At 72.1% G+C, this 11,264-nt stretch carries 11 protein-coding genes and 1 pseudogene; 6 read left to right on the plus strand and 6 right to left on the minus strand.

The features are described from left to right. Positions 1-51 precede the first annotated feature (51 nt). Complete coding sequence (locus tag FHX82_RS19565; RefSeq protein WP_229880628.1) at positions 52-972, minus strand: GNAT family N-acetyltransferase; 921 nt, start codon at positions 970-972, stop codon at positions 52-54. After that, positions 969-1,811, minus strand: a complete 843-nt coding sequence (locus FHX82_RS19570; RefSeq protein ID WP_373308604.1) for a class I SAM-dependent methyltransferase — start codon at positions 1,809-1,811, stop codon at positions 969-971. Before FHX82_RS19570 ends, FHX82_RS19565 begins: the two co-directional genes overlap by 4 nt. A 274-nt stretch (positions 1,812-2,085) precedes the next feature. Here FHX82_RS19570 and rpsA point away from each other — a divergent pair, with 274 nt between their 5' ends. After that, a complete protein-coding gene (rpsA, locus tag FHX82_RS19575; protein WP_145935618.1) occupies positions 2,086-3,585 on the plus strand; it encodes a 30S ribosomal protein S1 in 1,500 nt (499 codons plus the stop codon). Between the two features lie 525 nt (positions 3,586-4,110). Here rpsA and FHX82_RS19580 read toward each other — a convergent pair. Next, positions 4,111-4,770, minus strand: coding sequence for a TetR/AcrR family transcriptional regulator (locus tag FHX82_RS19580; RefSeq protein WP_145935619.1), 660 nt, complete (start codon positions 4,768-4,770; stop codon positions 4,111-4,113). Between the two features lie 148 nt (positions 4,771-4,918). On the opposite strand from FHX82_RS19580, the gene folP reads away from it, so the two are divergent. Then, positions 4,919-5,731, plus strand: coding sequence for a dihydropteroate synthase (gene folP / locus FHX82_RS19585; RefSeq protein WP_145935649.1), 813 nt, complete (start codon positions 4,919-4,921; stop codon positions 5,729-5,731). A 7-nt stretch (positions 5,732-5,738) separates the two neighbouring features. Here the strand turns inward: folP and FHX82_RS19590 are convergent, their stop codons facing one another. Further along, on the minus strand, positions 5,739-6,239 hold the full coding sequence (locus tag FHX82_RS19590) for a hypothetical protein (protein ID WP_145935620.1): 501 nt from the start codon (positions 6,237-6,239) through the stop codon (positions 5,739-5,741). Positions 6,240-6,322: 83 nt separating this feature from the next. After that, positions 6,323-7,075, minus strand: coding sequence for an IclR family transcriptional regulator (locus FHX82_RS19595; protein WP_145935621.1), 753 nt, complete (start codon positions 7,073-7,075; stop codon positions 6,323-6,325). A 39-nt stretch (positions 7,076-7,114) separates the two neighbouring features. On the opposite strand from FHX82_RS19595, the gene FHX82_RS19600 reads away from it, so the two are divergent. Together FHX82_RS19600 and dmpG are read left to right on the plus strand one after the other, a co-directional pair. Next, positions 7,115-8,014 carry an acetaldehyde dehydrogenase (acetylating) gene (locus FHX82_RS19600; RefSeq protein ID WP_145935622.1) on the plus strand — a complete coding sequence of 300 codons (900 nt, stop codon included), beginning with the start codon at positions 7,115-7,117 and terminating at the stop codon, positions 8,012-8,014. Then, positions 8,011-9,039, plus strand: a complete 1,029-nt coding sequence (dmpG, locus tag FHX82_RS19605) for a 4-hydroxy-2-oxovalerate aldolase (RefSeq protein ID WP_145935623.1) — start codon at positions 8,011-8,013, stop codon at positions 9,037-9,039. The genes FHX82_RS19600 and dmpG overlap by 4 nt, the downstream gene beginning before the upstream one ends. A gap of 191 nt (positions 9,040-9,230) precedes the next feature. On the opposite strand, the gene FHX82_RS19610 is transcribed toward dmpG, so the two are convergent. Beyond that, on the minus strand, positions 9,231-9,821 hold the full coding sequence (locus FHX82_RS19610) for a TetR/AcrR family transcriptional regulator (RefSeq protein WP_145935624.1): 591 nt from the start codon (positions 9,819-9,821) through the stop codon (positions 9,231-9,233). Positions 9,822-9,950: 129 nt separating this feature from the next. On the opposite strand from FHX82_RS19610, the pseudogene FHX82_RS38025 reads away from it, so the two are divergent. Then, positions 9,951-10,001, plus strand: a pseudogene (locus FHX82_RS38025) (hypothetical protein); the annotation flags it as partial. A gap of 186 nt (positions 10,002-10,187) precedes the next feature. Further along, positions 10,188-11,213, plus strand: coding sequence for an LLM class F420-dependent oxidoreductase (locus FHX82_RS19615; protein ID WP_145935650.1), 1,026 nt, complete (start codon positions 10,188-10,190; stop codon positions 11,211-11,213). Positions 11,214-11,264 lie beyond the last annotated feature (51 nt).

Raw genomic sequence — 11,264 nt, forward strand, 5'->3', positions numbered from 1 at the left:
AACGATACGGCGGGCGGAGACACCCGGCAACGCGGGATACCCCGGATGTGGTCAGCGCAACGCCGAGGCGGGCTCGACCTCCCAGAACGTCCACAGTGGACGGTAGCCCTGCCGGGGCCAGAACACCGAGGACAGCGGGTTCGTCGGGTTGTAGTACAGGTACGTGCCGACGGCCCCGCGTCGCGCGAAGTCGCGGTGCACGACCGACATCAGCGCGCGCCCGACGCCGCGCCCGCGGGCCTCGGGACGGGTGGCCACGTTGTTCACGTACCCCCAGTGCCCGTGCGGCAGCAGCTCCGCCGCCCACGTGCCGGGCGCGGAGTCAATCCACCCGCAGTCCGCGAGCGCCGTCGCCACGCCGGCGGTCTCGGCGAGCCAGATCGGCGCGCCCGCGGCGAGGTTGCGCCGCAGCTGCGGGGTCATCAGCTCGCGCGCCTCCGGCCGCCCGCGCACGGTCACCAGCGCGGTGTAGTCGAAGGTCAGGCCCGTCAGGTCGAGGACCTCCTCGAAGTCCTCGGGCCGGGCCTGGCGCACGGTGACGCCGTCGGCCGTGGCCTCCGGCGGCGGGGGCGCGGTGCGGATCGCGAGCACTGAGGCGGGCACCATGCCGTGGTTCAGGAACGCCCGGATCGCCGCGGCGTCCCGGCTGGGCCAGGTGACGGTGCAGGCGGAGTCCGGGCCCGGCGACTCGGCGTCCATCCGGTGCCGCCACGCCCGCAGCAGCGCGTCCACGCCCTCGGTCCCGGTCTCGCCGGGGAACGGGAACAGCTGCCACACCCGCTGCGCCGACCACAGCAGGTCCAGCGTGCGCGGCGCGTGGGACTTCTCCTGCAGCACGGCGGCGACCCGCTCGCCGGAGGCGGTGGCGGCCGTCAGCAGCTCCCCGTCCGGCGGCCCCGGCGGGGCGGGCACGAGCGGGTCGGCGGCCGCGAACCGGGCGCGCTGCGCGGCGAGGAGGCGCTCGCCGATCACGGGCCGGCCCGGCGGGTGACGAAGATCGCCGTGCCGGGGAAGAGCTTGCCGCGCAACGGGCTCCACTGCCCCCACAGGCGGGTGTGCCCCTCGGGCCACTCCGGCTCGACGAGGTCCTCCAGCACGAAGCCCGCGGCCGTCAGCGCGCGCACCCAGTCGCCCAGCGTCCGGTGGTACTCCACGTAGGTGGCGCGGCCCTCGGCGTCGACCTCGACGTACGGGGTGCGGTCGAAGTACGGCTGGGTGGCGGTGAGCCCGTTCGGGCCCGGGTCGTCGGGGAAGATCCAGCGCATCGGGTGCGTCACCGAGAACACCCACGGGCTGCCGGGGCGCAGCACCCGGTGCAGCTCCTCGAAGACCGTCCGGGGCGAGGCGACGAACGGCAGGGCGCCGAACGCCGAGCACGCCGCGTCCATGCTGGCGGTGGCCAGCGGCAGCTCCTCGGCGCTCGCCTGGAGCAGGGGAATACCGATCCCGGTCCGGGTGTTGGCCTCCAGTGCATGACGAAGCATTCCACCGGACAGGTCCAGGGCGACCGGGTGCGCGCCCGCGCGGGCCAGCCAGCGCGCGCACGCCGCCTGTCCGCAGCCGATCTCCACGACGCGCCTGCCCCGCACGTCGCCCAGCAGGGCGGCGTCGGCCTCGCGCAACCCCTCGGGACACCACACGAACTCGGCGTCCCCGAGGAACTCGCCGTGGGTGGCCTGGTAGTCGTCGGCGTCGGCGTCCCACCAGGCCAGATTGGCCGCGGTGGCCTCCCGCGCGCCCACCGGGCGGGCGGCGACGCCGACGGTGCCCAGCCGGTGCTCTGCCGAGTCGTGCCTGTCCTGTGCGGTCACGGTCGCATTCTGTCCCAGCCCGGCGCGGGCCGGGCAGAGGTGACCCTGTTTGTGCCGCATACTCCCGGCCGCGTACGATATCTCCAGCGCAGTGGGTTCGCGCTACCTTCCTCCCGGCACAGCTCGAAGCCGGGGTCCGGGTCGCGCACCGTCGGCGGTGGGGTTTCGCGCCCGTTCACGTGGCCGTGAGCACCGTTTGCCGTCGCTCGCTCGCCGCGCGCCAGCAACTGCACACCCCTCCTAATTCCAAGCCGTTACCGGAGCAACCCACCTAATGACCACCGACACCACCACCGTCCCGACGACCGGATCGCAGGCCCAGCAGGTCGCGATCAACGACATCGGGTCGGAGGAAGACTTCCTCGCGGCGATCGACAAGACGATCAAGTACTTCAACGATGGCGACATCGTCGAGGGCACCATCGTCAAGGTCGATCGCGACGAGGTGCTGCTCGACATCGGGTACAAGACCGAGGGCGTCATCCCCTCGCGTGAGCTGTCGATCAAACACGATGTCGACCCCGGCGAGGTCGTCAGCGTCGGTGACGAGGTCGAGGCTCTGGTCCTCCAGAAGGAGGACAAGGAAGGCCGCCTGATCCTGTCCAAGAAGCGCGCGCAGTACGAGCGCGCCTGGGGCACGATCGAGGAGCTCAAGGAGAAGGACGAGCCCGTCAAGGGCACCGTCATCGAGGTCGTCAAGGGCGGCCTGATCCTCGACATCGGCCTCCGCGGCTTCCTGCCTGCCTCGCTCGTCGAGATGCGCCGCGTGCGCGACCTGCAGCCGTACGTCGGGCGCGAGCTCGAGGCCAAGATCATCGAGCTGGACAAGAACCGCAACAACGTGGTCCTGTCGCGGCGGGCCTACCTCGAGCAGACCCAGTCCGAGGTGCGCAGCGAGTTCCTCAACAACCTCGCCAAGGGCCAGGTCCGCAAGGGCGTCGTGTCCTCGATCGTCAACTTCGGTGCGTTCGTGGACCTCGGCGGCGTCGACGGCCTGGTGCACGTCTCGGAGCTGTCCTGGAAGCACATCGACCACCCGTCCGAGGTCGTCGAGGTCGGCCAGGAGGTCACCGTCGAGGTGCTGGACGTCGACATGGACCGCGAGCGCGTGTCCCTGTCGCTGAAGGCGACCCAGGAAGACCCGTGGCGCCAGTTCGCCCGCACCCACGCGATCGGCCAGATCGTGCCGGGCAAGGTCACCAAGCTCGTCCCGTTCGGCGCGTTCGTCCGCGTCGAGGAGGGCATCGAGGGCCTGGTGCACATCTCCGAGCTGGCCGAGCGCCACGTGGAGATCCCGGAGCAGGTCGTGCAGGTCGGCAGCGAGGTCATGGTCAAGGTCATCGACATCGACCTCGAGCGTCGCCGCATCTCGCTGTCGCTGAAGCAGGCGAACGAGGGTGTCACGCCCGACACCGAGTTCGACCCGACCCAGTACGGCATGGCCGCCGAGTACGACGACCAGGGCAACTACATCTACCCCGAGGGCTTCGACCCCGACACGCAGGAGTGGCAGGAAGGCTACGAGAAGCAGCGGGAGGAGTGGGAGCGCCAGTACGCCGAGGCGCAGTCCCGCTACGAGGCGCACATGCGCCAGGTCGCGAAGGCCGCCGAGGCCGACGCCGCCGCCGCTGCGGACGCCGCCACCGGTGTCGACGGGGGCGAGCAGAGCTACAGCTCCTCGGCCTCGGACGCGGGCTCCCAGTCCAGCGGCGGCACGCTCGCCTCGGACGAGCAGCTGGCCGCCCTGCGGGAGAAGCTCTCCGGCGGTGCGTGAGGTGCGCAAGCCCTAGCCTGACGGCTCTCGACGACCCCCGGTTCCGCTTCTGCGGAACCGGGGGTCGTTTGGTTTTGGGGTGTCGGCAGGGGGCACCGGTGGTGGCGGAGGGGGCGTGCTTGCTCTCGCCGGGGTCGAGGGTGCCGGTTGCGGGACGGGCGGAGGCGGAAAGCGCTTTCTCGGCGGCCGGACCGACCGGCGGTGCCGGTGTCGAGTCAGAAAGCGCTTTCTCGCGTGCGGAAAGCGCTTTTTCGGCGTCTAGCGACCGCGGTGGGACCGAGACCGCCGGTTGGGCGCTCACGGTCCCACCGCCGTCGCCAACGGCAGGGGCGGGCCGCAGTGTTTGCCTGTCCCTGCTTGCCTGCTTGCCTGCTTGCCTGCTTGCCCGGTCGACGGTGTCCGGCATCGCCGCGCCGCGCCGCGCCGCTCGCGCTCAGCCCTCGGCGTCGTCTCCGGCCATCACCCAAGGCCACTGGCGCTCCGCCCTACCTGCACCCCGGGGCCTGCGGCCACCGCAGGCGGGCATCACCTCCCGAAGAGGCGTCCCGGTGGGTCCTGCCTCGCCGCCAAACCGGCGAGGGCCGTGAGGATGCCTTCCTGGAAAATGTGGCCGTACGAGTCGTCACCGGGCTTCAGGAACCAGCCCGGCGGGGGCGTCCGCGCGCGGTGGGTCAGTTCGAGGCTCACCAGGCCGTGCATGGTCGTCCACACGAGGTAGCTCGCGCTGTCCGTGTCGAGCACCGGGCCCGCCGCGGGGCGGACGCGCTCCACCAGCAGGTCGTAGCTGTTGCGCTGCGCCAGCATCCGCAGGTCGGGGTCCGGGTCGTAGCCCGGCACTGCGCGCTCGAACATGAACGCGTACCGCGCCGGGCTCTCCAGTGCGAACTCCCGGTACGCGCGCGCGAACGCCAGCACGTCCGGCAGCGGGTCGCCGGACACCGGGGGCAACTTCACCAGTTCCTCGTGCAGCAGCTCGAACGTGCGCTCGTACAACGCGTCCAGCACGCCGGTCCGGCCGCCGAACCGGGTGTACACCCCGATGGTGGAACTGCCCGCCGCTCCGGCGAGGCCCCGCACGGTGAGCCCCGCGACACCCTGTTCGACGAGCACGGTCAGCGCGGCCTGCAGCAACCGTTCCCTGCTGGAGGCTTCGGCAGGCCCGGCCTGGCCGTGACGAGTGGCCATCCGTGCACCCCCTTCGGGTCTCCTGGGAAGCAACTTAGGCTATAACGCCCGTTCTCGCGGAACCGGGATCCCGGGGCAGAATGTGCGGGTGTCCCTCGTCGAACTCGAATTCCGCGGCAGGCCGCTGGTGCGCGACCGCGCGCTGGTCATGGCCATCGTCAACCGCACCCCCGACTCCTTCTACGACCACGGCGCCTCGTTCGAGGACGAGCCCGCCCTCGCCGCCGTCGACCGCGCCGTCGCCGAAGGGGCCGACATCGTCGACATCGGCGGCGTGAAGGCGGGACCGGGCCAGGAGGTCGGCGTCGCCGAGGAGATCCGGCGCGTGGTGCCGTTCGTCGCCGAGATCCGCCGCCGCCACCCGGACCTCGTGATCAGCGTCGACACGTGGCGGCACGAGGTCGGACGGCCCGCGTGCGAGGCCGGCGCGGACCTGCTCAACGACACGTGGGCGGGCGCCGACCCGAAGCTCGCGGAGGTCGCCGCCGAGTTCGGCGCCGGCTACGTCTGCTCCCACACCGGCGGCGCCGCGCCCCGCAGCCGCCCCTTCCGCGTGCGCTACGACGACCTCGTGCGCGAGGTGATCGAGGAAACCACCCGGCGGGCCGAAGAGGTGGTCGCGCTCGGGGTGCCGCGCGGCGGCGTGCTGATCGACCCCACCCACGACTTCGGCAAGAACACCTGGCACAGCCTCGCCCTGCTGCGCCACGCCGCCGCGCTCACGGACACCGGCTGGCCCGTCCTGATGGCACTGTCCAACAAGGACTTCGTCGGCGAGGCGCTCGGCGTGGAGCTGACCGACCGTCTGGACGGGACACTCGCCGCCACGGCGCTCGCCGCCCGCGACGGGGCGCGCGTGTTCCGCGTGCACGAGGTGCGCCAGACCCGGCACGTGCTCGAAATGGTGGCCGCCATCGACGGCGAGCGGCCGCCGGCCCGCGCGATCCGCGGCCTGGCCTGAAAAACGCTCAGCCGCCGTTGCCGCGGTTGAGTCCGTACAGGACGCGCTGCAGGATCTGCGAGTCGGCGTCCATCCGCGGCTGCTCCGGCTGGTACTCCACCGCCGGGGTGCGGTTGGGCGCGCGCTGCGGCAGCGGCACGGCGGCCGCGGACATGCCGGTGGGCAACGGCAGCTCCGACCACATGTTGCGCCGCGAACCGGGCAGCTTCACGGCGTTGATCTGGGCGCCGGGCAGCTCGGGCGGCTCGCCCGAGAGGTCGTCGTCGAGCTCCAGCACCAGCGCGTCGCCGTGCAGCCGCAGCCGCACGGTGAGGAACCGCGGGCTCCCCGGGTCGCTGGCCTCGACCGAAGCCGCGACCAGGTGCCGCACGATCCGGGAGGCCTCCGGGATCAGCGACCGCAGGGACCACTCGGCGAGCGCGAAGCGCACGAACATGTCCGCGCAGTTGACGGCACTGGGCAGCGCGACGAGCCGCAGGTCGTCCACCTGAGTGGTCTGGCCGATCACGGGTGTCCTCCGTTTCGCCTGGCGCGGGCCTGTCCAGTGCACGAGTCGCCACGCATAGTGGCGGACGGCGCGTGCACTGGCTGTTAAGGGAGCGTGCGGGACAGCGTAAGGGCAGTGGTCCGAACCGCGGGAGCCACCCGCTCGGCGCGCACCCGGTTGCTCCAGCCGGAGATCGAGACGGCCGCCCGCGCGGCTCCCGACCGGTCGAGCACCGGGCTGGCGACGCAGAGCACGCCCGCCACCGATTCTTCCCGCTCGTACGCGATGCCTTCCTCACCCACCTTCGTCAGCTGCCTGCGCAACAGGCCCGGTGCGGTGAGGGTCCGCGGCCCGACCCGGGGCAGGCCCGCAGAGATTACCGCCTCCAGCACCGGACGGGGAGAGTGCGCGATGATCGCTTTTCCGACGGCCGTGGCGTGCGCGGGAAACCGGCCGCCGATGCGCGACGGCAGCGCCGGCGCGTCGGGGCCGCGCACGATGTCGAGGTAGACCACCTCGGTGCCCTCCAGCACCGCCAGGTGGACGGTGTTGCGGGTGGCTTCGCGCAGGTCCGCGAGGTAGGGGCGCGCCGCGTCGACGAACCCGCTGCCGCGCACGGCGAGCTGTCCGATCTCGAACAGCTTGAGGCCCAGCCGGACACCGGCACCGTCCCTTTCGAGCAGTCCCTGCGCGACGAGGTGGCGGGTCAGCCGGTGCGCGGACGACTTGGGCATGCCGGTGCGCCGGGCCAGCTCGGACACCCCGAGCCGGTCGTCGCCCGCGGCGAACGCGCTCAGCAGCGCCGCGAGGCGGGCCGCGGTCACGCCCGCGGAGCCGTCCCGCTCAGCGGCACACATGCGTTGATGATGCCCGACGGCGCGGCGGAGGGTAAGGGCATGAGCAAAACCGTCGCGGCGATCGTCGGTCCCGGCAACATCGGGACCGACCTGCTCGCCAAGCTCCGCCGGAGCGAGTTCGTGGACGTGCGCTACATGGTCGGGGTGGATCCGGCGTCGGAGGGGCTCGCGCGGGCCGCGGAGCTGGGCCTGGAGACCTCCGCCGAGGGCGTGGACTGGTTGCTGTCCCGCGCCGAGCCGCCGGAGCTGGTGTTCGAGGCGACCTCGGCGAAGGCGCACCTGGCCCACGCGCCGCGCTACGCCGAGGCGGGCATCCAGGCGGTGGACCTGACGCCGGCCGCCGTCGCGCCGTACACGTGCCCGGCGGTGACCGAGCCCGAGCAGCTCGACACGCCGAACTTCAACATGATCACCTGCGGTGGGCAGGCCACGATCCCCATCGTGCACGCGGTTTCGCGCGTGACACCGGTGCCGTACGCGGAGATCGTGGCGTCGGTGTCGTCGCGCTCGGCGGGGCCGGGGACGCGCGCGAACATCGACGAGTTCACCGAGACCACCGCCCGCGGGATCGAGCAGGTCGGCGGGGCGGAGCGCGGCAAGGCGATCATCATCATTAACCCGGTCGAGCCGCCGATGATCATGCGCGACACGGTGTTCTGCGCCATCGGCCCGGACGCCGACCGCGACGCGATCACCGCGTCGGTCGAGCGCATGGTCGCGACGGTGCAGGAGTACGTGCCCGGCTACACGCTCAAGGCGGCGCCGCAGTTCGACGACCCGCGGCCGGGGTGGCAGGGCAGGGCGCGGGTCGCGGTGTTCCTGGAGGTCGCGGGCAACGGCGACTACCTGCCGCCGTACGCGGGGAACCTCGACATCATGACGGCCGCCGCGGCCCGTGTCGGCGAACTGGTGGCACGGCGGAAGGCGGTGGCGGCATGAGCTGGGCCGAAGACGGGCGGGAGGTGCGGATCGTCGACACGTCGCTGCGGGACGGCAGTCACGCGATGGCGCATCAGTTCACCGAGGACAACGTGCGCGACACCGTGCGGGCGCTCGACGACGCCGGGGTGTCGCTGATCGAGGTCACCCACGGCGACGGGCTGGGCGGGTCGACGTTCAACTATGGCTTCTCGCTCGTGGACGAGCGGAAGCTGATCGCGACCGCGGTCGCCGAGGCGAAGCAGGCGAAGATCGCGGTGCTGCTGCTGCCGGGGCTGGGCACGGTGACCGACCTGAAGGCCGCCGCGGACCTCGGTGCGGGCGCGGTGCGCATCGCGACGCACTGCACCGAGGCCGACGTGTCGATCCAGCACTTCACCGAGGCGCGCAACCTGGGCCTGGAGACCGTCGGGTTCCTGATGCTGTCGCACATGTCCACTCCGGACGCGCTGGCGAAGCAGGGCCGCATCATGGTCGACGCCGGGTGCCAGTGCGTGTACATCGTGGACTCCGCGGGGGCGCTGATCCTGGAGGACGCGGCGGAGCGGGTCGAGGCGCTGGTGGCGGAGTTCGGCGGCGAGGCGCAGGTCGGTTACCACGGGCACCAGAACCTCAGCTTCGGCGTGGCCAACTCGGTGCTCGCCTACCGTGCGGGGGCCCGGCAGATCGACGGTTCGCTGGTGGCGCTCGGCGCGGGCGCGGGCAACTCGCCGACGGAGGTGCTGGCGGCGGTGTTCGAGCGGCTCGGCGTCCGGACGGGCGTGGACAAGGACGTGCTGATGGACGCCGCGGAGAACGTGGTCAAGCCGTACATCACGCGCCTGCCGGTGATGGACCGCTCGTCGATCGTGCAGGGCTTCGCCGGGGTGTACTCGAGCTTCCTGCTGCACGCCGAACGCGCGGCGGAGCGCTACGGCGTGCCCGCGCACGAGATCCTGTACCGCGTGGGGGAGAACCGCTACGTCGGCGGCCAGGAGGACATGATCATCGACATCGCGCTGCAGCTGGTCGCGGAGCGGGGCTAGGAGGTTTTCGAAGCGGCGGAGCCGATTGCTGTAGGGCCGTCAACCGGCACCGCTGCGGGTTCTGAGGTGGCTCCTGGCGAGGACAGCTCCGAAGTGGTGACCTGGCGGTCATGATGAGGAGATCCCGGAGCCAGGGGCCGCCTCAGGTTCCGCTACTCGCACCGCCGCGCAGATCACGACTGGAAACATTCCTAGGAACCGGCTCTGGCGAGGAGGTGGACGCAGTGGGCGATGAGGCGCTCGCGGGACGCGGTGAGCGTGCCCGCGAGGTGGCCGGTGAACAGGTTCGCCAGCGCGCCGACGAGCCCGAGCGCCGTCATCTCCCGCTCGTCGGCCGCCATCCGCTCCGGCAGCTGTTCGCGCACCAGCGCGGCGAACGCGGGCAGCAGGGCCACCCCGCGCGCGGACAGCGCAGGGTCACTGACCGGGGCCAGCAGCAGGACGCGGCCCTTGCGCGGGTCGTCCACGGCCAGCTCGAAGAACGCGTGCACCGCCGCTTCGGCGCGGGCCACCGGGTCGGCGCGGTTGTCGGGCACGGCGTCGACCAGCGCCTGGCGCAGCTCGGCGGCGACCTGCTCGTAGAGCGCGACCACGAGCTGCTCCCGGTCGGCGAAGCTCTCGTAGAAGTAGCGCTCGGTGAGCTTCGCCCGGCGGCAGACGGCCCGCACGCTCACCGCCGCGCTGCCGTCCGTGCCCAGCAGGTCGAGCGCGGCGGCCAGCAACCGGTCCCGCCGCGCGGCCTGCCGGTCGGCCAGCGTGGTGCCCGCCCAGGTCCTGGTCATCGCGTCCCCTCAATTGACTACGCGTGTTGTCACATCGTAGCGTGCCGGTGATGTCACCGCACGCTCGCGAAACGGCTATTGCCGGACTGGGCGTGGCGGCCGCTGAGGGCGGTCCTCGCGCGCGGTTTCGTGTGGCGGACGGTGGTGGGGTCGTACCCGGAGGTCGTGCGCGAGCGGCTGGGCTACTCGTGGTCCGCCACCGACGAACGGCACCACCGGCCGCTCGGCCTCGCCTTCCGGTTCGTGCCGCACGACCGCCGCTACCACCCGCGGCGAGTCCGTGCCGCTGCCGGAGATCCCGGCCCGCACCCTCCCGCCGCTGTCCGAGCGGGACAATCCGACGCACTACTCACCGCAGGAGGCCCCGTGAAGCTCGGCTACCACATCGGCTACTGGCAGTCCGGCCCGCCGCAGGGCGCGCTGGAGTCGATCCTCGCCGCCGAGGAGCTCGGTTTCGATTCGGTGTGGACGGCCGAGGCGTACGGCTCGGACGCGTTCACCCCGCTCGCGTGGTGGGGTGCCTCGACGAGCCGGATCAAGCTGGGCACCAACATCGTGCAGATGTCCGCGCGGACGCCGGCGGCGGTCGCGATGAGCGCGCTGACCCTGGACCACCTGTCGGGCGGGCGGTTCGTGCTCGGGCTCGGCGTGTCCGGGCCGCAGGTCGTCGAGGGCTGGTACGGCCAGCCGTACCCGAAGCCGCTCGCGCGCACGCGCGAATACGTCGACATCGTGCGGCAGGTGATCGCGCGCAAGGAGCCCGTGACCTCCGAGGGCCCGTTCTACCCGCTGCCGCTGAAGGGCGGCACCGGGCTGGGCAAGCCGCTCAAGTCCACCGTGCACCCGCTGCGCGAGGAGATCCCGGTCTACCTCGCCGCGGAGGGGCCGAAGAACGTGGCGCTGGCGGCCGAGATCGGCGACGGCTGGCTGCCGTTGTTCTTCTCGCCCAAGGCCGACGGGTTCTACCGCGCCGCGCTGGAAGAAGGCTTCGCGCGGCCGGGTGCGCGGCACACGGCGGCGGACTTCGAGGTGGTCGCGTCGGTTCCGGTGATCGTGCACGACGACGTCGAGCAGGCGGCGGGGTTCATGAAGCCGTCGCTGGCGTTGTACATCGGCGGCATGGGCGCGAAGGAGGTGAACTTCCACCACGACGTGTTCGCGCGCCTGGGCTACGCCGACGTCGCGGACGAGGTGCAGGAGCTCTACCTCGCGGGCCGAAAGGCCGAAGCGGCGCAGGCGATCCCGACGAGCCTCGTCGAGGACACCGCGCTGATCGGGCCGCCGGACAAGATCCGCGAGGAGCTGGCCCGCTGGGAGGACACGGTGATCACGACGCTGCTCCTGCGCGGCGACGCGAACACCCTGCGTGCGGTGGCGCCGATCCTGTCCTGAGCGTTGGTGGCCCCGGTCACCACGCGGGCGGGCGGCGATGACACGATTCGT

Source organism: Amycolatopsis bartoniae, assembly GCF_014191255.1.
GTDB lineage: Bacteria > Actinomycetota > Actinomycetes > Mycobacteriales > Pseudonocardiaceae > Amycolatopsis_E > Amycolatopsis_E bartoniae.